Origin of the sequence: Parapedobacter indicus (assembly GCF_900113765.1) — a bacterium.
In the GTDB taxonomy this organism is placed as follows: Bacteria; Bacteroidota; Bacteroidia; order Sphingobacteriales; family Sphingobacteriaceae; genus Parapedobacter; species Parapedobacter indicus.
Genome location: NZ_FOQO01000005.1, coordinates 238,526 through 259,999 on the forward strand (window position 1 = coordinate 238,526; position 21,474 = coordinate 259,999).

14 protein-coding genes are annotated in these 21,474 nt (G+C 50.7%); 13 read left to right on the forward strand and 1 reads right to left on the reverse strand.

Annotated features, from left to right (window positions below):
• The first annotated feature begins 23 nt into the window (after positions 1-23).
• The 5 genes from BMZ56_RS11990 (at position 24) to BMZ56_RS12010 (ending at position 8,491) form a co-directional block, all read left to right on the forward strand.
• A complete protein-coding gene (locus tag BMZ56_RS11990; protein WP_245893187.1) occupies positions 24-3,410 on the forward strand; it encodes a TonB-dependent receptor in 3,387 nt (1,128 codons plus the stop codon).
• Positions 3,411-3,421: 11 nt separating this feature from the next.
• Positions 3,422-5,218: a RagB/SusD family nutrient uptake outer membrane protein gene (locus BMZ56_RS11995; protein WP_090626867.1), complete on the forward strand. Its 1,797-nt coding sequence runs from the start codon at positions 3,422-3,424 to the stop codon at positions 5,216-5,218.
• Between the two features lie 81 nt (positions 5,219-5,299).
• The gene (locus BMZ56_RS12000) at positions 5,300-6,472 is read left to right on the forward strand and encodes a purple acid phosphatase family protein (protein ID WP_090626870.1); all 1,173 of its coding nucleotides are present in this window, start codon (positions 5,300-5,302) and stop codon (positions 6,470-6,472) included.
• A 27-nt stretch (positions 6,473-6,499) separates the two neighbouring features.
• Positions 6,500-7,381 (forward strand): metallophosphoesterase family protein, encoded by an 882-nt coding sequence (locus tag BMZ56_RS12005; protein ID WP_090626871.1) that lies wholly within the window; start codon positions 6,500-6,502, stop codon positions 7,379-7,381.
• Positions 7,382-7,411: 30 nt separating this feature from the next.
• Positions 7,412-8,491, forward strand: coding sequence for a hypothetical protein (locus BMZ56_RS12010; protein WP_090626873.1), 1,080 nt, complete (start codon positions 7,412-7,414; stop codon positions 8,489-8,491).
• 11 nt (positions 8,492-8,502) lie between these two features.
• On the opposite strand, the gene BMZ56_RS12015 is transcribed toward BMZ56_RS12010, so the two are convergent.
• A complete protein-coding gene (locus BMZ56_RS12015; protein WP_090626874.1) occupies positions 8,503-9,828 on the reverse strand; it encodes a MutS-related protein in 1,326 nt (441 codons plus the stop codon).
• A 196-nt stretch (positions 9,829-10,024) separates the two neighbouring features.
• Here BMZ56_RS12015 and BMZ56_RS12020 point away from each other — a divergent pair, with 196 nt between their 5' ends.
• From BMZ56_RS12020 to BMZ56_RS12055, 8 genes are all read left to right on the forward strand, one after another.
• Complete coding sequence (locus tag BMZ56_RS12020) at positions 10,025-10,912, forward strand: GLPGLI family protein (RefSeq protein ID WP_090626876.1); 888 nt, start codon at positions 10,025-10,027, stop codon at positions 10,910-10,912.
• 8 nt (positions 10,913-10,920) lie between these two features.
• Positions 10,921-13,599: a hypothetical protein gene (locus BMZ56_RS12025; RefSeq protein ID WP_143072913.1), complete on the forward strand. Its 2,679-nt coding sequence runs from the start codon at positions 10,921-10,923 to the stop codon at positions 13,597-13,599.
• 26 nt (positions 13,600-13,625) lie between these two features.
• The gene (locus tag BMZ56_RS12030; RefSeq protein WP_090627256.1) at positions 13,626-14,306 is read left to right on the forward strand and encodes a response regulator transcription factor; all 681 of its coding nucleotides are present in this window, start codon (positions 13,626-13,628) and stop codon (positions 14,304-14,306) included.
• A 10-nt stretch (positions 14,307-14,316) separates the two neighbouring features.
• On the forward strand, positions 14,317-15,672 hold the full coding sequence (locus tag BMZ56_RS12035) for a HAMP domain-containing sensor histidine kinase (protein WP_090626879.1): 1,356 nt from the start codon (positions 14,317-14,319) through the stop codon (positions 15,670-15,672).
• 62 nt (positions 15,673-15,734) lie between these two features.
• Positions 15,735-15,959 carry a twin-arginine translocase TatA/TatE family subunit gene (tatA, locus tag BMZ56_RS12040; RefSeq protein WP_245893189.1) on the forward strand — a complete coding sequence of 75 codons (225 nt, stop codon included), beginning with the start codon at positions 15,735-15,737 and terminating at the stop codon, positions 15,957-15,959.
• The gene (locus BMZ56_RS12045; RefSeq protein WP_090626881.1) at positions 15,956-17,254 is read left to right on the forward strand and encodes a TolC family protein; all 1,299 of its coding nucleotides are present in this window, start codon (positions 15,956-15,958) and stop codon (positions 17,252-17,254) included. Before tatA ends, BMZ56_RS12045 begins: the two co-directional genes overlap by 4 nt.
• An 8-nt stretch (positions 17,255-17,262) precedes the next feature.
• On the forward strand, positions 17,263-18,339 hold the full coding sequence (locus BMZ56_RS12050) for an efflux RND transporter periplasmic adaptor subunit (RefSeq protein WP_090626883.1): 1,077 nt from the start codon (positions 17,263-17,265) through the stop codon (positions 18,337-18,339).
• Positions 18,340-18,342: 3 nt separating this feature from the next.
• Positions 18,343-21,438 carry an efflux RND transporter permease subunit gene (locus tag BMZ56_RS12055; RefSeq protein ID WP_090626884.1) on the forward strand — a complete coding sequence of 1,032 codons (3,096 nt, stop codon included), beginning with the start codon at positions 18,343-18,345 and terminating at the stop codon, positions 21,436-21,438.
• Positions 21,439-21,474: the final 36 nt, after the last annotated feature.

Here is a 21,474-nt window from a genome sequence, read left to right on the forward strand (position 1 = left end):
CCATTTATATAAACCCTATTCAAATGTACGAAAATTTTACCGCACATTACCATCGTCTTTGTAAATGTGTGAAGCCTCAATATGTATTGGCTATGAAACTATGCTGTATCTTGTCGTTGATCAGTTGTTTGCAGGTGAGTGCATTTACCTATGCGCAGCATGTTACGTTGCAAAAAGACCGTGCGACACTCGTAGAGGTCTTTAAGGACATCAAACGGCAGACAGGCTATCACATTTTCTATGATACATGGATTATCCGAAATGCCAAACCGGTGTCGTTAAACCTGCGGGAAGCGACTGTTGAAGAGGCGCTTGCCGAAAGCCTGAAGGGGCAGGGCTTGGGGTTCAGGCTGGTTGCCAAAAATATTGTCATCACACAAGGAGAGCAGCGTCAGGCGGCCGCTGATAAGAAGGAGATGCAGGAAATTATCACCGGACGCGTTACCGATGAAAATGGACAACCCCTGGAGGGGGTGACGGTGGCTGTAAAGAATAGTACCCTAGTGGTGACCACCGATGCCAGCGGTAACTACCGGATTCAACTCCCTAACCGGAATCAAGTGCTCGCTTTTTCCATCGTTGGCTATGCGCCGCAGGAAATACCGGTGGGCACCGGTAATACCATCCATGTAACACTTTCAGAACAAGTGAGCGGCTTGGATGAGGTGGTAGTGGTTGGCTATGGAACCCAACGGGTAGGAACTATCACCGGCTCGGTAGCCACCGTAAAGGGGGAAACGCTAACCAAAGCTCCGGCCATCAATCTGTCGAATGCGATGGTCGGGCGGCTTCCGGGATTGGTAGCCGTTACGCGGTCGGGTGAGCCCGGAAGCGACAACTCCACATTCCGCATCCGGGGAGCTAATACATTGGGCGACAATGCCCCGTTGATCGTGGTGGACGGCATTGCCAACCGATCGCTGGAGCGGTTGAATGCCGCGGATATCGAGAGTGTTACGGTGCTGAAGGACGCGTCGGCTGCCATCTATGGTGCGCAGGCTGCGAATGGGGTTATTCTGGTAACTACCAAGCGCGGCAGTACCGGCAAACCGCAGTTGACGGTGACCTACAACGAGGGCTTCAGCATGCCTACAGTCATTCCCGACGTGGTGGATGCAGCGACCTACGCGCAGATGCTGAATGAAATCAGTCAATATGCCGGCCAGGATCCGGTATACAGCGATGAAGAGCTTCAGAAATACCGGGACGGCAGCGATCCGTGGGGATATCCGAATACGGATTGGTACAAGGAGACTTTCCAGTCGGCTTCCGCACAGCGGACGGCTCAGGTCAGTATCTCGGGTGGACAGGAATCGTTGCAATATTTCATTTCAGGGGGATATAATTATCAGGACGGCATCTATAAGAACAGTGCAACTTATTACAAGCAATTCAATTTTCGGACGAACCTGGATGGAAGGTTGTCTGACTACGTCAAGTATGGCATCAGCTTGGCTGGGCGCGAGGAAAACCGGAACTACCCTACCCGTTCGGCGTCGGATATCTTTCAGATGCTGCGACGGGGCAAACCCAACATGGCGGCCTATTGGCCAAACGGAATGAACGGCCCCGATATTGAGTATGGCAACAACCCGGTAGTGGTAACGACCAATCAAACCGGGTATGACCGAAATAAGTCGAGTGTCTTGGAGACCAAAGCCAATATTGATATCACCGTGCCCTGGGTGGAGGGGCTTTCGCTATCAGCCAACGTGGCTTTTGATCGCCGCATCCACAACAATAAACTCTGGCAGTTGCCGTGGTACCTGTATACATGGGATGGCGTAACCCGCGATGACAGCGGGGAGCCGGTTCTGGTGGAAGGCCAGAAAGGTTTCACCAATCCGCAGCTCACACAGGACATGCAAAATGCGGATCTGCTAACGATGAATACCTTATTGAACTATGAGCGCACATTCGCGGAAAAGCACCATGTGAAGGGACTCTTGGGCGTGGAACGGATTACGGGTGAGACGATGCAGTTTCAAGCCCTTCGGAGGTATTTCGTATCGGAAGCGCTGGATCAGCTTTTCGCGGGAGGCGATGCGGAAAAAAACAATACAGGTACTGCTAGTGAGCAAGCGCGGCTGAATTACTTCGGGCGGCTGAATTATGATTTTGACAACAAGTACTTGTTTGAATTCGTTTGGCGCTATGACGGATCGTATATCTTCCCCGCAGGCAAGCGTTTCGGATTTTTCCCCGGTGTTTCGCTAGGTTGGCGTGTTTCTGACGAGCGCTTTTGGGATGGCATCAGGGATGTAGTGAGTGACTTTAAATTTAGGGGATCGTGGGGCCAGACCGGTAACGACCGAATAGGAACCTATCAGTACCTGGCAAGTTATGGATTCCCCTCCGCGGCTAACAATATCTATGTGTTCAATGGAGATGTGGAAAGTAAAGTTTTAGGCGAGTTGCGCATCCCCAATCCGAATGTGACGTGGGAAGTAGCCAACCAGTCGAACATCGGCTTTGATGCCGGGTTTTTCAATGGCAAAATGACGCTTTCTGCCGAATATTTTTATAACCTGCGTACTGATATTCTGTGGGAACGGAATGCTTCGGTCCCTGTCTCTACCGGGTTGACGCTTCCCAAGGAGAACATTGGTGAAGTAGAAAACCAGGGAGCCGAATTTCAATTAGGCTATAACAACCGGGACGGGGTATTCCAGTATTCGATAGCTGCCAATGTTAATTTCAATAAGAATCGCATCCGCTTCTGGGATGAAACGCCGGGTGTGCCGGATTATCAGCGTTCGACGGGATATCCGATGAATACCGATCTTTATTATAATGCCATCGGTGTATTCCGCGATCAAGCGGCGGTGGATGCGTACCCGCACTGGGCTGGCGCCCGGCCTGGCGACATCATCTACGAGGATGTAAACGGTGACGGAGAAATCAATGGACTCGATAGGGTCCGGATTTACAAAACGGACTTACCTACCCATACCGGTGGTCTCAACGTAGACCTGTCGTATAAAGGGGTTTATACCTCGCTTTTCTTCCAATGGGCTACGGGAGCCATCCGCAACAATTACTATCAGATGCAGGGTGAGGTGGGCAATTTCCTGGTGCAGGATGTCGAAGGGCGGTGGACACCGGAAACCCCCGATGCTTCCAAACCGAGGATATGGAACCGCTACAATGAATATTGGCGTGAAACTTCGGGGAACAATACCTATTGGCTGCAGAATTCCGACTATGTCCGCCTCAAGAGTTTTGAGTTGGGCTATAGCATTCCCGCGGAAATCTGCCGGAAGTTCTGGGCGAGCGGTGCACAGATTTATTTTACCGGACTCAACCTTCTTACTTTTACGAAGGTGAAAGATTTCGATCCGGAATCTACTTCGGCAACGGCCTACCCGCTCAACAAGGTGTATAACCTGGGTGTATCGTTAACCTTTTAAGCGTAGAAACCATGAACAAGAGACAATATATAGGGGCGGTATTGACGAGCATCGCCTTGTTGGGAGCGACTTCCTGCAGCCAGGATTTCCTGGAAACCCTACCCCAGACCGAATTTTCAGAAACCGCTGTTTGGGGAGACCCCGCGTTGGTGGAGACCTTCATCAACCAGATTTATTTCCGACTGGATGAGCCGCTTACCGATGGGCGAATGAAGGCCAACATTGTGGATGAGGCTCATTATCGGGGCAATGCCCCATCGTTAAACTTCAAAAACGGCGTTATTACACCCGACAACATCCCGGCATGGAACTTTTCGCGGATGCGCCAGTGGCTCGACCTTTACAAAACCATCCGCTTCTGTAATCTTTTTTTCAGCAAGGTTGAGGAAGTCCCCTTTAAAGAAGGGGTGGTGGATGGGAAAAACCAGCGCGACCGGATGACGGGAGAGGTCCATTTTCTAAGAGCTTACCTGTATCATTTCCTGACCAGTACCTACGGTGGGGTACCGATCATTACCGAAGCGTATGAGTTGGACGACGAATTCAAGGCGGCGCGGAACAGCTATGCAGAATGTGTGGATTTCATGGTGAGTGAATGCGATCAGGCCGCAGCGTTGCTTCCGGATGTACAAACCGGAAATAACTTCGGCCGGGCCACCCGGGGTGCGGCACTCGCACTCAAGGCGCGGATATTGTTGTATGCGGCAAGTGACCTGTACAACACCGATGTCTTCCCCTCCTATTCGAATCCGGAACTAATCGGTTATACAGATGGCAGCCGGACGGAACGTTGGCAGGCCGCAAAAGATGCGGCGAAGGCTGTAATCGACCTCAATCAGTATACGCTTTTCCGGGCAGAGCCGGGGCCTTCGGATTCCGTAGCGCAGAATTACGTAGACCTGTTTATGTCCAAAAGCAATGAAGAAGACATTTTTATTAAATTCTTCACGGTGCCCATGGGCCAGCGGATGGGGTTGTACACCTCGCCAAACGGTTACCACGGTTGGGGCGTCAATGCGCCGGTAGGCAATTTGGTGGATGATTTTGAAATGGCCGACGGGACGAAGTTCGACTGGACGAACCCGGAGCATGCTGCTGAGCCATACAAAGGTCGTGAACCCCGTTTTTATGCAACAATCCTTTATAATGAAGCCCCATGGCGTGAGCGGCCCAATGACGTGAAAGGCATGGATCCGCTGAATAAGATACAGACAGGCCGGTGGCAACGTTGGAATTCGGCAACCAACAGCATGGTGGAAGAGTTTGGTGTGGACACCCGTAAAAGCCCCATCGAGGACTGGAACGGCTCGTATACCGGCTACTACCTGCGCAAGTATATAGATCCGAACAACGATGCCCAATACGTCAGCCAGACGGTGACCTGGCGGTTCATGCGGTATACGGAAGTACTACTCAATTACGCAGAGGCCTGCATCGAATTGGGAGAAGACGCTGAGGCGAGAACGTATATCAACAAGGTCCGAACGCGCGCCGGCTTGCCGGGCCTGACGGAGTCCGGCGATGCGCTTAGGGCTCGATACCGCAATGAGCGACGCATTGAATTGGCCTTTGAAGACCATCGTTTTTATGATGTGCGGCGCTGGGTGATCGGGCCGGAGGCCCTGGATGTTACGACGGTGGCTGACATTGTGTATACGCTGAATCCGGATCATACCACCGCTGCGGTTCCTACCATCACGCACAAGGTGTTTGAGACACATACCTGGCAGGATAAAGCGTATTTTCTGCCGATTCTCCGAGATGAAATGAACAAGAACGATTTGTTGATACAGAATCCGGATTATTAATTGTAGTACAGTGTAATTTCTTCCGTAGGTGTGTAAATTGACTAACTTGCACACCTACGGATTATTAAAACAGTTGACGTAATGAATAAACCTATTTTTTTTCTGTTATGCGCTTTCCTAAGCGTTGCGACAGGTATTGCACAAACTAAATTTTCAATCACCCACGGTCCTTACCTGCAGGCATTGCATGAAACGGGTGTGACGATTGTCTGGACAACCGACAAGGATGCCATTGGCTGGGTGGAACTTGCCCCGGACGACAGCAGTCATTTTTACCTGAAAGAGCGCCCTAAATATTTTGCTTCCAGCCATGGGTTTAAGGATGTATCGAAACTTCACAAGGTGACGTTGCGTGGTCTTCAGCCCGGTGTCAGGTACCGCTACCGGATATATGCACAGGAGGTGACCAGCCATGAGGGTACTGATGTTAACTATGGAGAAGTCGCTGCCACCCAGGTATACCGACGTGCACCGTTGGCGTTTACGACGAGTCGGCCGGATCAGACCGAGCTATCGTTTGCGGTTATCAACGACATCCACGGCCGTAATGAGGTGATGAAAAATCTGCTGAGCCAGCTGGATTGGCCGCAGACAGACTTTGTATTTTTCAACGGCGATATGGCCAACAATCTCGTGAGCGAAGAACAGCTATTTGCTCATTACATGGACACGGCCACCGCATTGTTTGCTTCGGAAATCCCTATGTATTACGCCCGCGGCAACCACGAGACGCGGGGGAATTTTGCGAGTGCATTCCCCGATTATTTTCCCACCACCTCGGGGCATCTCTACTACCTCTTCAGGAGGGGGCCGGTTTGCTTTGTTGTGCTTGACTGTGGCGAAGATAAGCCCGATAGCGATATGGAGTACAGCGGTATCGTGAACATGGATGCATACCGGACGCAGCAAGCGGAGTGGCTGAAAGAAGCGCTTGAGCGCCCGGAATACCGGGAGGCTCCGTATAAGGTGGTCATCTGCCACATGCCGCCTTTCGGCGGTTGGCATGGTGAGCAAGAGATCGCCGAGAAATTTGTTCCGCTGCTGAATGCCGCAGGTGCCCAGATTATGCTGAGCGGCCACCTGCACCGGCATATTAAGCGGGAGGCTCAGCCGGGTGCGCATCAATTTCCGATATTGGTTAATTCGAATAACAATATGCTGAGAGCTACAGCCAACGGACAACAGCTTCGTATTGACGTTGTCGATCAATCGGGGAAAACGGTCGATTCGATTACGCTGAAGCCCAGCCGTTGAGGGTTAACTTATTGACAAAGATGACGCATGAAAAGGATACTGCTTTTCGCAATCGGACTGACATTAAGTAGCTACGAGGCCGTATGTCAGGCTATAGGAACCGATGAAGTACCGTCGTTTTCCTTTGCATTTATTTCCGATGCGCACGTACAATACAGCGATTCGTCCCTCTATTTTTTCCGAAAGGCGATTGACACAATCAATGCGTTGAATCCCGACTTCGTCATTTCCGGCGGCGATCTCATCCGCGATGCAAACGCCGCCAGTGAACAGCATGCTGATTCACTTTATGATTTATATCTCTCGGAGATTACACAATTCGGTATGCCCGTCTATAACGCGATCGGGAACCATGAGTTGTTTGGAATTTCGAAGCGTAACAAGGTGGCCCCTTCCCATCCGCGATACGGGAAAAGAATGTATGAAGAGCGAGTTGGCAAACGCTATTACACGTTTGAGCATAAAGGATGGCGCTTTTTTATTTTAGACAATACGAAACTTTTGGAAGCGGAGGGCCGTGTGGTTGGTCACATTGACGAGGAACAGATGGATTGGTTGGCAGCGACCTTGTCTACGGTTGATGCAACGACTCCAATCGCTGTCTGCGGTCACATGCCTTTTGTCACTTCTCGTAAGCTATTTGAATTGGGTGCGCTGGCTGCCACTCCCGATTTTTCGGGGACATCCAATTCACTGGAGTTCTTTCGCTTGTTTGAAGGAAAAAATCTCAGGTTGGTTATGCAGGGGCATGAACATTTTTTGGAGGTAATCTATGCATTGGATAAGTACATTGTTACGAATAACTCGGTTTCGTCTACCTGGTGGGTCAAGCCACCTGCAACGCGTGGGTTTATGTATTTCACGTTAACCGGAGATTCCCTGGAATGGCGACACGTCGAAAACAACTAGAATATTCTAATTTTTTACGTTATTTGCGGCATGAAGCACAGGCCTTTTGGTTCGGTTACCTTACAGCTTTTCAGCCTATGTGTATTAGGTGGTTTTCCTGCCTGTCAGTTTGCGGATAGTAGTGGGTTGAAGGCAAGTGCAAGTGACGAGCCGGTTTCAGCAGCTGCAGCGGAGACAAAGCAAACGGAATTGGCTAGTGATGAGGCGCAAAAGCAAGGATCGGCCACGGTCGACTCGCTGGAATACGCTAAATTGGTCAGCGAATTGGCCGAGCGTGACACAACCGGGCGATGGCCTGTGATTGATCAGCCCGTTCCTTATACCGGAGCGATTTTGCCGTATAAGCGGATTGTTGCCTTTTACGGGAATCTTTATTCGGCAAGAATGGGCATCCTTGGGGAATTTCCCCCCAACGAGGTATTGGCAAAGCTTGACGATGAGGTAGCCGCCTGGAATGCAGCGGACACGGCGATTGAAGCGATTCCCGCCCTGCACTATATTGCGGTAACGGCCCAGGGCAGTGCCGGCAGGGATGGTAAGTACCGCTTGCGGATGCCTTTCAGCCAAATTGACTCCGTGCTTCGCATCGCCAAAAAAAGGGACGCATTGGTGTTTCTGGATATCCAGGTGGGATTTAGTGAACTGCAGGCCGAGCTACCCCGATTGGATACGTTCCTTTGTATGCCACAGGTGCACCTGGGTATTGATCCTGAGTTTTCGATGAAAGACGATCTGCCGCCGGGCAAACGCGTGGGACATTTTACGGCAGCGGACATCAATTTTGCTGTGCAGCACCTAGCCAAACTCGTCCGTGAAAAGGGATTGCCACCCAAAGTGCTGGTTGTTCACCGGTTTACGCAGGGAATGATCAAAGATTTCCGGCAAATTGCCCTGGATCCGGCTGTTCAAATTGTTATTAACATGGATGGATGGGGTGCGCCGGCATTGAAGAGAAATACCTATCAGTCCTATGTCTTCCGGGAACCGGTGCAATTTACCGGATTTAAATTCTTTTATAAAAACGATCTGATACCATCTCCACATCGGATGATGACGATTGAAGAGGTAAATGGGCTGGTACCGAAACCGGTTTATATTCAATATCAGTGATCGTTTCTATTTTAGGATTCCAGTTTTTTAGCAGCCAAGAGCTCGAATACGCCCTCATTTTGCAGTATCCAAAGGCCAATGCGGTCGTCGGTTATGCCTTTGCGCAGCTGATAGTCAAATACGGGTTTGTCTTCTTCCATTCGGGTGGGTAGGTAACCAAATGAGATTTTCCCGTTGGCTGAGAGTGCATGTGCGACCTCGACAATGTGGGTTGAAATCATAAAGAAACCTTTGTCGAGCCCGGAAAGAGCCTGTATGATGCGGAGCGAACCGTCATAGGCATCCTTGACATTGGTGCCCCGGAACAGTTCATCGAAGATGACCATTAGGCGATCGGACTGATTAATTTGCTGGGCCACCAGCTTTACACGTTTTACCTCGCTATAGAAATGGCTATAGCCGTCGTTGACGTTGTCGGCAAGGTTAATGGTGGTAATTAACCCATCGAGGACACATGTGTCCATATGGCTTGCCGGAACGGGAAACCCGAGGTGGGCGAGATATACGGCGATACCGACCGCCTTCATCAGTGTGGATTTGCCCGACATGTTGGCACCGGTGATGAAATTTACCCTTCTTTCGGCATCCAGTATCACATAGTTTGCCACCGGACGACTAACCATCGGATGATAGACGCCTTTCAGCGTTAGGCGTTCCTGTTCTTGAAAAGATGGGAACATAAATCCATGCGTTCGGGAGGCGCTGGCTACGGCGTAGTAGGCATCGAGAAAGTACACTTGATCGAGTAAGGTAAGGGTTTCCTGGTGGTATTTCTTGCGCAAAAGGAAGTCGATTTGTTCAATGGTGTAGCGTTTTAGGCGATGATCGGGAGCGTCGACAAGTTTTGCAAGCAACGGGTGTTGCGTCAATTTCTGCAACGAATCTTGCAAGTCGGCAAGCAATGGAATTTTGTTTCCTTCGGGATAATTCTCGCCAAGCTGCTTGATGAATACAAGGGTATCGGCCATCTCTGCGATTCCCCGACGCTTGGCATAGAAAGCTTGGGTGGGTGAAAAAATGAATTTAATCGCGTTACGAATGCCGCGATAGACGGAAAACGATACGGGCCGTTCGGGGCTTTTGAGGTAGTAATCCAAAAAGTCCAACGTGGTTTTGTCCAGCCGCAGTTCTTCCACATGATCCATGAGGAAGCGGATGGTTGCACTACGCTGTTGGAGCTGGTTCAGGTCGTTGGACGGCTTACGGAACAGTTCGCGCAGCGCATCCTCACCTCCATATGTGATGGTTTTGTTGAAGCAGGCAAATACACCATCAGGCCCATCGTCAAGCAATTGCAAATCGGCAAGGGTCTGTTTGTCGGTGTAAAAATGTTCCATCACACAAACTTAGCTAAAATTCGCTTTTATCTGCGATGTAATTGCGTTACCTATCGAAGTAAATTTTTCATGGCGTGTGAACGGCAACGTTAACTCAAAGGGTTGAGTACAGCCAAACTACGGAAAGTTCGTAATAAATTCGATTTTTTCATATTTTTACTATAATTTCGTAGAACTATTAAAAAATCGAATTAATATGAGACGTTTTATCTTGTTCCTATTTATGGGGTGCCTGACGGTAACATCGGGTCGAGCCCAGCAGGGCGAGCCCGCTTTGGCCCGGGTGATTTATGAATTTATGCACATCAATGACACGCTGCAGCCGGATAAACCGTATAAAGAAGAAATGGTGTTATATATCGGGCAACATGCGACGTCATATGATACCTATAGTCTCGAACGGGTAAACCAGCAAATCAAATCGCAAATGGAGGATCCGGCATTTGATGGTAACCTGACCCTTAGGGGAAGTGGGAGTACAACCAAGGAATCGTATTACATACAGCCGGAGGAACGACGCATTAAACAGCTCTATCGTCTTGCCGGGGAGATCTATGTAGTTGACGAGGACTATCCGGCTATCGATTGGCAAGTTGCCGATGAGACGAAAGAAATCGGCGGTTATGACGTCCAGAAGGCTACTGGCCGTTTTAGGGGCCGTGACTATACCGCATGGTTTACTACGGCGTTGCCGTTTCAAGCAGGTCCCTGGAAGTTACAGGGATTACCAGGTTTGGTCCTTGAGGCATCGGATCATCGAGGCGAGGTATTTTTCCGCTATGCTGGATTTGAAACCCTCAAAGAAGGGGAGGCAACCCTCTCACTGCCAGAAAATGCGATAACAACCAACAAAAAAGCATTGGATAAACTGAAAAAGGGTTATCAGAAAAATCCACAGGCGGCAATGAATGCCCGTTCGCGGGCGGGTGCGTCAAGTTCAGGCGGAGGAGCCACCACTGTGAAGTTTGGAGGCAGTTCTGGGAATATGGACATATCCGATCCATCGCGGATCAAAAGTATCAACGTGATACGTGACGACGGACAGGCTTCACCGGTGACCAATAATCCGATCGAACTGGAATAATCGGTAAGATGCGGCGTAATTCTGGTCTGTTTTTTCTTTTGCTTTGGGCATTGCACGTAATGGCGCAACCGCATACGATCCAAGGTTCCCTGAAAACCCAGGATGGCAAAGCCGTATCCCATGCCAGCGTAACCATCCGCAACACGGAAGGTCGTATCGTGGCGTTTAAATCCAGTGATGCTGCGGGTAATTTTGTAATTCCACTTCCTGGTATTGCCCCGCGAGATAGCCTGATTCTATACATTAACCACCTGGGGTTTGCCAAGGTGAATATACCGCTGGCAGCCAACCGCAGCCGCTATGATGTGATCCTGGAGGAAAAACCCATCGACCTTTCCGAGGTGGAGGTGAAAAGCCGTCCGCGTATCTCCTCGCGCGGCGATACGCTGAGCTATGAGGTAAGTTCCTTCGCAAAGGCAGCCGATCGCAGTATCGGCGATGTGTTGCGTCGTATGCCCGGCATGGAAGTGAGCGAAAGCGGGCAGATCAACTACAATGGCCAACGTATTTCCAATTTTTACATCGACGGTGATGATCTGCTCAATGACAAATACAGCATCGGCACGAAGACCATCCCCTATGCCATGGTACAGAAGTTGGAAGTCCTTCAGAACCATCAGCCGGTGAAAGTACTACGAAACAAAGCGTTCAGCGACCGCGTCGCCATCAATCTGGTCATCAAGGATGAGGCACGCCTCGAACTTTCGGGGCAGGCGAAGCTGGGGCTGGGTCTGCCCCACCAATACGACGGTGAACTGAATACCCTCCTTTTTAACAAGAAATACAAAATGCTCAATGTGGCGAAGGGCAACAACGTAGGCAATGACCTGGCGAGAGACTTCACGGCTTTTAATCTTTCGGATGGGCTTTCCGCTGCGGGCAACTCGCGCCCAACGGCTTTGCTTTCTCCGGGTACGATAAGTAACCCGATGCTACCCAAACAACGGTACTACTTCAACAATTCCGGATCGCTCAACGCCAATAATCTGGTGAACCTGAAGAGCGGACTTCAGCTCAAGGTAAATATCAACGGCTTAGTTGACCATAACAATCTCGTGTATAACAGCCGCAGCGAGCTTTATCTTGCCGACGATACCATCCGCTATACCGAACGGCAGGACATCGGACGTTCCCCGTTTCTTAGTGACATCGGCTTCCATGCGATGGTCAACAAGGATCGCTATTACCTCAATCATGCATTGAAAGTTGCCTATTCCGGCGAGACGGGTGCTTCCAGCCTGCTGGGCAACGGAATTGAGATGCACCAACGCCTGCACAACCGGATCCGTGATTTCTCCCATACACTTGAATATGTCCCTGCGTTGAAAAGCGGAGACGTCATTGAGCTGTACTGGTATCTAAACCACTACAACCAGCCGCAGACGTTGCTAATCCAGCCCGGTATTAATGAAGCTTCCCTGAATGATGGAATGCCTTTTGAACGCATCCATCAGTTTGCCGAAACGCCCACCTGGTTTAACCGGGTATCTGCGGCATACCGACTTACAGGCGGTGTCATCCGTCAACGTTATGGCCTTGGCGTCATCAACGAGTGGCAGCAATTGCGTTCGGCGCTGCGTCTCACTCAGGTGGACGGACATGAAACTCCGTATCTAGGAAGTGATGACAACAACCTTCACTGGAACCGCCACCGGTTTTTCGTGGACGGCGTCTATGAATACAAACGGGGCGATTGGGAAGCGGCCCTTACGCTGCCGGTTGCTATCCAGCAGATTGCCTACCGGGATGGCTCGTTTGCATTGGACGAATTGGACAGGCGTTTGCTGTTCAATCCGTCGTTCAATATGAAATTGATGACCAATGTGGAAGATTACCTGTCGTTCAATTATCATTACAATCAGGAAATGGGCAATATCAACGGTGTTTTCCGTGGAGCCGTGCTGGCGAACTACCGGAGCATCGAAGCCAATGATGCCGATCTGCAGGAACGCGATAACCATTCCGTAGGGCTACGGTACAATTTCCAGCGAGCCATTCACCTGCTTTTTGTAAATGCAGGTATCACCTACACCAAATCGATGGCCAACACCATCGCGTCAAGCATCGTTACTGATGTCCTCTCACGGACGGTACTTTTGCCTTTTGACAACGACGTAAGCAGCTTCAGCGCAAGTGGTGGCGTCAGTAAGTTTATCTTCGCACTCGGTGCAACCGCCAGCCTCAAAGCCTCATGGAATAGCAGCCGTTTCAATCAACTGCTGAACGGCGAGGCGCTCCCGTTTAGTAATCGCTCGGTTACGGTAAATCCCAGCATGGAAGCCCGCCTTTTTAACAAGGTAAGTATTACCTATAGCGGTACCGGTGTATGGACCACCAGCCGGTTGGTAAACCAGAAGGCCACCGTTTGGGTGGATGACCGTCGGATCCGGCAGTTCGATCAATCTATTGGACTTACGTATGCACCTGTTAAAAATACTTTTTTGCGTGTTGACGGCCGCCACCAACACATCAGCCAGCAGCGGCAAGCGGAAATCAGCTATTTCTTCGTAGACGCAACAATCCGTCACCGATTGGTTAAGTGGCGCACGGATATAGCGCTCGATCTAACAAACCTCGCCGATGTAACGGCTTATGAAACTTATTCACTGTCTGCAAACCAGTTGGGATACAGTTATTATCAACTGAGAGGGCGTATGGCGGTATTGAAATGGACCTTCAACCTGTAGACATAAAAACCTTATCTTTGACCGTCATGAACATCTTGCTCGTTGAAGATGATAGCCGCATCAGTGATTTTGTAATTAAGGGCCTGGAGGAAGCGGGGCACTCCGTTGTGCTGGCGTCTACTGCCGAACGGGCCAGGGACTGGATAAGTGAACACCAATGGGATGTCATTCTCATGGACATCATGCTGCCCGGTATAGACGGCGTGCAGCTGACAAAGCTGATCCGCTACCGACGCAACACCACTCCGATTCTGGTACTGAGTGCGCTGGATGGTCCCGATGACAAAGTTACGGCTTTGGACAGCGGAGCGGACGATTACCTGGTAAAGCCCTTTCATTTCAACGAACTGCTATCGCGGATCAATGCCTTGGTGCGTCGTGCAAAGCTGTCTCACCAGCGTGGCGGACAATCGCATCGCAGTGGCCCCTTAATTATCAATACCGATGAACACCGGGTCGTTTTGCAGGACGAAGAAATAGCGCTGTCGCCCAAGGAATACAAGTTGCTGCTGTACCTGCTCGAACACCAGGGGCGCGTAGTGCCACGGACGCAGTTGCTCCATGCGGTTTGGGGCATTAACTTTGACAACAGTACCAATGTAGTGGATGTTTACATTTCCTATCTCCGAAGTAAAATTGAGAAACAGGGAATTAAATTTATCCACACGGTGAAGGGCACCGGTTATTTATGGAAAGAACCCCAATGAATTTCAGACCATGACCGTCCGTAGTAGGCTTACGCTTATTTCATCGTTCACCTTCGGTGTGGTATTTGCTTTGGTGGCATTTGTTGTCTATTATACATTCGTCATTACTTCGGAACGTATTATTTTCAGCGATCTGCAAAAGACCGGACTGCTATCAGCCATGTTTTACCTGGAAGAAGATGAACTTTCTACCCGGGAACACAACCGAATCCGGGTGGATTTTGAAGCGGAGATACAGCAAACGGATGTCAAAGTATACGATCGGTCCGGTCGTCTGCGTTATGGCAACGGACAGTTGAGAGAAGCCGCTACGCCTGCAATGCTGCAACGTATCCGGGACGAGGGCCGGGTACGCTTTAAAACGGCGGGATATTATTACTACGGCCTGCATTATCCCGACAATCAGGGAGACTTTGTCGTAGTGGTAGCGGCCGACCATTCCTTTTTCGCTGCACAGCGCAATCAGTTGCTGCTTACGATGGGAGTTGCTCTTGCCATTGGCCTGCTGCTTATTTTTCTGTTAAGTTATGTGTTATCACGGATCGCTTACCGGCCGATTTCATCGGTGATCCGCCAAGTGAACCAGCTTCAGGCTCACAACCTGGAACGGGCGTTGACCCTTCCGCGCACGAAGGACGAGCTGCATGAGCTGATCGAGACTTTCAATGGATTGCTGTTGCGGCTTTCGGAGAATTTTGTCATTCAAAAGAACTTCATTAATTACGTATCGCACGAGTTCAAGACGCCGCTGGCATCCATCACGGGTAACCTCGAAGTGTTTGCGCAACGGGACCGTACACCCACCGAGTACAAAAAAGTGAGTGAGACGGTGCTGACGGAGGTATCACAGCTGGAACATATTCTCAACAACCTGATGATACTGGCGGGTCTTCGCACGGACTCGCAAGGCAGTGCAACCTACCGCATAGACGAGCTGCTATGGGATGTAATGGACCGGATTTTTGAACGGTGGCCCGAAGCCAAGCCACTGGTGGGGCTGGACATTTCCGTGGCCGACGCAGATCGTCTCGTTGTAAAGGGATATCGCAACCAATTGCAAATGGCTGTTTACAATGTAATTGACAACGCCGTGAAATATGCGCAAGGAAAACCAGTGGCCATCACGCTTGCCGAATCGGATGGAGCGCTGCGGCTCACTGTACAAGACCACGGGCCGGGTATACCCCCAACGGAATTGCAACTTGTGCATCAGCCCTTTTACCGGGGCAGCAATGTGGGCAACACCAAGGGAAGCGGCATTGGCCTTTCCCTGGCGGTGCTTATCTGTAAGCAAAATGGTGTTGCTTTTTCCCTGGCCTCCGATGCGTGTGGCACCCAAGTGATGTTTACCTTTAGGCAACTTTAATCGGGTTCTAATCCCGTTCTAATGTTGCGCCCCTACTTTTGTAGCCATACAAAATAAGAGCTATGGTTTACGAAAAATCGGTTTTGTTGGGTGTAATGGGTATTGGCGGACAGGAAATGCTGCTCATTGTGCTGGCCTGCCTGTTGTTATTCGGGGGGAAGAAAATACCGGAATTGATGCGTGGCCTCGGTCGCGGCGTGCGTGAGTTTAAGCGCGGACAGGAGGAGGAACCCCAACCGGAAGGTGATAAGACGGACAAGGGCTCGAATGAGGAGGGGCGTCCATGAAAGTGGGCTTTCGTTACCTGGCGGCGTTGGTATTTTGTTGCCTGGCGACAAATGCCCCTGCGCAATATGCTTCGGACACCTTAACGATAACCCCTGCAGAGGCCGAAGCAGTCTTCCTGCAACGCAATCTCCGGTTATTGGCTGGTAAGCTGGATATCGATATAGCGAAAGCACAGGTGATACAGGCCAAATTATGGCCTAATCCGGTGCTGTCCATCGGTGAAGTGAACCCTTGGTCCAACGGCGGCGCTGAAGCGCTGGGCCACCTTTTCGGTGACTGGGGCAACCACGCCCAAGTGGCGGTGGATGTCGAGCAACTCATTCAAACGGCGGGCAAACGGCGGAAACGCATCGCTGTAGAGGAGGCTGGCCTGGTTGTGGCGGAGCATTACTTCGAGGATCTGCTTCGAAGCCTGCAAGTCGAATTCCGCACCCAAATAACCGAATTATACCGTACGCAAGCGGGAATGGCTGTTTACGAAGAGGTATTGGGGAAACTGCGGCAACTGCTGCATGGGTATCAGCGTCAGGTCGTTCAGGGAAACATCAGTCGCAGCGAATACATGCGATTGTGGGCTTCTGAAGTGGAAGTGATGAAAGCCATCGATGACCTTCGGCGAGAGAATGGAGAAGCCCAGCGGCATGCGAAGACACTCATGGGACTGGCCCCACAAGAGGAGCTGGTCCTCGCCGGCGGGGGTCTCCCCGATGTCCCTATTGATGTTCTTAACGCGTTGGATGTCCCTACCCTACGAGAATGGGCAACTACCTACAATGCCGAACTTGCGGCCCTACAATCGGGCACGGTTCAGGCCGATTGGCAGTTGCGGTACGAGCAGGCACAACGGGTGCCCGACGTGACCGTCAATGCAGGTTATGACCGCGGAGGAAACATCATGCGTGACTTCGTAGGGCTCGGTGTCGCGGTAGATCTCCCCTTTTTCAACCGTAACCAGGGCAATATCAAGGCCGCTCAATCGATGCTGGCGCAAAGCAGGCTGCTGGCAGACAACAAAAAGAACGAGGTGGAGAGCGAAGTCATCCGAATATGGAAAGACCTGCTGGCTATCATTGCACGCAGGGAACATATGGGCACACAGTATGAAGCCGACATGGATACCCTGCTGACGAGCTACCACCGGAATTTTGCCGAACGGCACATCAGCCTATTGGAATACCTCGATTTTCTGGACGCGTATTTACATTCAAAAGACATCCTGCTGGTTACCGAAAAAGAATTGCGTGTGCAATACGAAGCGCTCCGGTACCACGTGGGGAGTCAACTTCCCTACTAAAAAAACATATGATAAAACGGTATAGTTGGTTTGTGGTACTGCTGGCCGCTGCGTGCGAGCCGCGAGAGCAATTGGTTGAAGAAAAGCCTACGAGCTTCTGCCTGAGCGAAAGCTTACGTGGTCAACTGGCATTGGATACGTTGCAGGAACGGGATATTACCCAACACATTACACTGACGGGTGAGGTTTCATACAATCCGGACAAGATGGTGCAATTCGTAAGCTGGGTAACGGGCATGACGATACAGACCTATTTTTCCCTGGGTGATTTCGTGAAGCAAGGACAACTCCTGGCCACATTTAAAAGTCCAGCGCTACATTCCCTGTTGGCCGAAAAGCGAAGCATTGAATTACAGCGACGGCTTGCCGAACGCCAACTGATTGCGGCACAAGGCCTGCATGCGGACCATATTGCTTCAGATCGGGATCTCGTGGAAGCGAAATCGGCACTTGAAAAGTTGAATGCCGAACTGGGGAATATCGAGGCGAACCTGTCTCTTTTTCACCCCAATCCGGCACAGGGCACTTTTGAAATCCGCTCGCCGTCTTCCGGTTACATTGTGGAGAAAAACATCAATTCAGGCATGCCAATTAACGATGGAGACAACCTGTTTACGGTATCCGGACTCGCCGATGTGTGGGTGATGGCTAACGTGTATGCAACCGACATGCAATTTGTGAAGGAGGGCGTGGATGCCGAGATCCGCACGCTTGCCTATCCCGGAGCAGTTTTCCATGGACGTATTTCGGCACTTCCACAGGTGTTTGACCGCCATGAGCGGGTGCTCAAAGCTCGTATTGTGATTGCCAATGAGGGCCTGAAATTAAAACCGGGTATGTCTGCCGATGTTGTGGTGACCCGCCGTACCGGCAACGCAACGGTTGCCCTGCCAGCAGATGCCGTTATTTTTGACGACAACCAATATTTTGCAGTGGTATACGGCGGAGACTGCGACCTTCAACTGCGGCGTATATCCCTGCTTTCCCGCGACCAAGATTGGTGTTTCGTAAGCGAAGGCTTGAAGGCAGGTGAATGCGTGGTTACGGAGAACCATTTGCTCATTTATGAAAAAATAAAGGGATAGCGAATGAAGAAGTTGGTTCAGGGAGTGGTTTCCTTCTCGCTCAAAAATACATTTATTGTCTTTTTCTTCACTGCGCTGCTGCTGGGTGTAGGCATTTATTGCCTTGTGCATACGCCGATTGAGGCGTATCCCGATGTGACGAATACCCGTGCGCGTATCATCACCCAATGGCCGGGGCGAAGCGCGGAGGAGGTAGAGAAATTCGTTACGCTGCCAGTATCCAAAGAAGTCAATACGATTCCCCGCAAAACGGAGGTACGGTCTATCTCGTTATTCGGGTTGTCGGTAGTGACCTTAATCTTCGAAGATGGAGTGGACGACTTCTATGCACAACAGTATGCATCAAACCGCTTGCAGGGGGTTGACCTACCCGAGGGGGCTACGGCGGACATCGAACCTCCTTCGGGCGCGACGGGTGAAATCTTCCGGTATGTGGTAAAGAGCGACCTTCCCATTAAAGAAGTCACAGCCATACACGACTGGGTGATTGAGCGTGAATTGGTGGGCGTACCAGGTGTGGCCGATGTGGTGAGCTTCGGTGGGGAGGAAAAAATATACGAAGTTAAGATCAATCCAACGGAGCTGGTCAATTACGACCTGTCTCCATTGGATGTTTATGAAGCCGTCAGCAAAAGCAACATCAATGTGGGGGGCGATGTGATCCAGCGGGGAGATCAGGCCTACGTGGTGCGGGGCATTGGTCTGCTCGACAAAGAGGAGGATATCGAGAACATCCTCATCACGGTGAAAGGGGGTACCCCCATATTGGTGAAGCATGTTGCCCAGGTGGTGGTATCGGCCAAGCCACGGCTCGGCAAAGTAGGGTTTCAGGACGACGACGATCTGGTGGAAGGCATTGTCATTATGCTCCGTGGGGAAAATCCCGGAGATGTCATCGCACGGCTGAAAGCAAAGATCGATGAACTCAATGAGCGCATCCTACCGGTGAATGTCAGCATCGTTCCGTTTATCGACCGTACCGAGTTGGTGGGAGCGACGGTACATACCGTAAGCAGGAATCTGATAGAGGGCATCGTGTTGGTATCGGTAGTCGTCTTTATTTTCCTATTCAATTGGCGTACCACCGTTATCGTAGCCTCCGTCATCCCCCTGGCCTTTCTCTTTGCCATCGTTATGCTGCGCATTCAAGGATTGCCCGCCAACCTCATTTCCATGGGTGCATTGGATTTCGGGCTGCTCCTGGAAGGAACGCTGGTGATTGTCGAAAGCGTGTTCGTCGGCATGCGCAAGCGGGCTGATTTGATGGGTATGGAACGGTTTAACCGCTCGATCAAGCTGGGCATCATCAAAAAAAGTGTAGCCAGCGTGGCTACCTATGTTTTTTTCGCTCAGCTGATCCTGATCGTCGCCTTGCTTCCTATCTTTTCCTTTCAGAAGGTGGAAGGCAAGATGTTTTCGCCATTAGCCTTTACCCTGGGGTATGCCCTGCTGGGCTCGCTCATTCTTAGCCTCACCTACGTACCTGCCATGTGCAAGGTACTGCTGCGGCGGAATATCCGGGAAAAAGAGAACTTCATTTCCAGCGGATTCCACCGCGGAGCTTCGCTTCTATTTGAGTGGAGTCAGCGCCATCGGCGGCTGACGCTGATTGGCTTTTCTGTATTGGTGGTTGGCTGCGGGATACGCTTTTTGTTTTATGGCTCCGAGTTTATTCCGAGCCTGAACGAGGGTGCGATTTATGTGCGGGCAACCTTACCCAACAGTGTCAACCTGGACGAATCCGTACGTTTGGCCAATGAGATGCGTCAAAAATTAAGGGCCTTTGAGGAAGTAGAATTTGTGATGAGCCAAACGGGTAGGCCGAACGATGGAACCGATCCTACTGGTTTTTTCAATGTTGAATTTCACATCCAGTTATTTCCCGAATCGGACTGGAAACGGAAGGTCAATAAAGATCAATTACTCAGCGAAATGCGTGGGGAACTGGAAGCCTATCCCGGCATCAACTTTGGGTTCAGCCAACCCATCCAAGACAATGTGGAAGAATACGTAGCGGGGGTAAAAAGTGCGTTGGTTGTGAAGATTTTTGGTGATGACCTGGGCCAGCTGGAAGACTACGCAGGTCAGGTGGAAAAGGTATTGGCAACGGTTCCGGGCATTACGGATTTGAAAGTTTATAAAAATATCGGGCTTCCGGAGCTGCGTATCCAGCTGCACGACAGCAAAATGGCTCGTTACGCGGTGAACACGGCGGATGTACAGGCGGTAGTGGCAATGGCTATCGGCGGACAGGCGGCTACACAATTTTATGAAAACGAACGGTTATTCGATGTACGCCTGCGTTTTCAGGCGGCGTATCGGGATGATGATGAAAAGATCGGTAACATCTTGATACCTACCATGGATGGGAAATCCGTTCCGCTCCGCGAAATTGCTACGATCGGGTTTCATACAGGACCAACGTTCATTTATCGCGAAGGAAGCAGCCGCTACATCGGTGTAGGTTTCAGTATCGAGGGACGGGATTTAGGCAGCACGATTACTGGTGCTCAGCGCAAAGTAGCGTTGGAGACGAACATCCCAAAAATGAACAAGGTGGAATGGGCGGGCGAATTTGAAAGTAAGGAACGAGCTTCGCGTCAATTGGCTGTGGTGGTGCCGATAGCGCTGGTGCTAATCCTGTTTCTGCTGTACTTCAATTTCGGCAACTACAAAGATACGCTGGTCGCACTGGGTACCATCCCCTTTGCCTTTGTGGGCGGATTTTTATCGTTATGGGCGACCGGAACGGTGTTTGGTATCTCCGCAGGAATCGGTTTCATCATCTTGTTCGGCGTCAATACAATTAATGCCATTATCCTTATCGCGGTCATGAAAGAAAATATGTACCGTCGGAAACTGCCCTTGGCGGCGGCTATCCGTCAGGGCGTGTACAGCCGTATCCGTCCCGTCGTGATGATTGCGTTGATGGGATCTATGGGCCTGCTGCCTGCTGCGCTTTCCACTGGCATGGGGTCTGAAATCCAAAAACCTTTGGCCATTATGATTGTGGGTGGATTGCAGGTTTGCATGCTACTTTCGTTTACCGTGCTGCCGCAATTTTTTTATTGGATGTACCGGAAAGAACGGGTAGGCTAGCTAACCGGTTTTATTTGCTATTTTTGCCGGAAATTT

What these genes read in the sequence shown, in the direction of transcription:
- BMZ56_RS11990 (WP_245893187.1), top strand. Translation starts at nt 24, where the DNA reads ATGTACGAAAATTTTACCGCACATTACCATCGTCTTTGTAAATGTGTG.
- BMZ56_RS11995 (WP_090626867.1), top strand. Translation starts at nt 3,422, where the DNA reads ATGAACAAGAGACAATATATAGGGGCGGTATTGACGAGCATCGCCTTG.
- BMZ56_RS12000 (WP_090626870.1), top strand. Translation starts at nt 5,300, where the DNA reads ATGAATAAACCTATTTTTTTTCTGTTATGCGCTTTCCTAAGCGTTGCG.
- BMZ56_RS12005 (WP_090626871.1), top strand. Translation starts at nt 6,500, where the DNA reads ATGAAAAGGATACTGCTTTTCGCAATCGGACTGACATTAAGTAGCTAC.
- BMZ56_RS12010 (WP_090626873.1), top strand. Translation starts at nt 7,412, where the DNA reads ATGAAGCACAGGCCTTTTGGTTCGGTTACCTTACAGCTTTTCAGCCTA.
- BMZ56_RS12015 (WP_090626874.1), bottom strand. Translation starts at nt 9,828, where the DNA reads ATGGAACATTTTTACACCGACAAACAGACCCTTGCCGATTTGCAATTG.
- BMZ56_RS12020 (WP_090626876.1), top strand. Translation starts at nt 10,025, where the DNA reads ATGAGACGTTTTATCTTGTTCCTATTTATGGGGTGCCTGACGGTAACA.
- BMZ56_RS12025 (WP_143072913.1), top strand. Translation starts at nt 10,921, where the DNA reads ATGCGGCGTAATTCTGGTCTGTTTTTTCTTTTGCTTTGGGCATTGCAC.
- BMZ56_RS12030 (WP_090627256.1), top strand. Translation starts at nt 13,626, where the DNA reads ATGAACATCTTGCTCGTTGAAGATGATAGCCGCATCAGTGATTTTGTA.
- BMZ56_RS12035 (WP_090626879.1), top strand. Translation starts at nt 14,317, where the DNA reads ATGACCGTCCGTAGTAGGCTTACGCTTATTTCATCGTTCACCTTCGGT.
- tatA (WP_245893189.1), top strand. Translation starts at nt 15,735, where the DNA reads ATGGTTTACGAAAAATCGGTTTTGTTGGGTGTAATGGGTATTGGCGGA.
- BMZ56_RS12045 (WP_090626881.1), top strand. Translation starts at nt 15,956, where the DNA reads ATGAAAGTGGGCTTTCGTTACCTGGCGGCGTTGGTATTTTGTTGCCTG.
- BMZ56_RS12050 (WP_090626883.1), top strand. Translation starts at nt 17,263, where the DNA reads ATGATAAAACGGTATAGTTGGTTTGTGGTACTGCTGGCCGCTGCGTGC.
- BMZ56_RS12055 (WP_090626884.1), top strand. Translation starts at nt 18,343, where the DNA reads ATGAAGAAGTTGGTTCAGGGAGTGGTTTCCTTCTCGCTCAAAAATACA.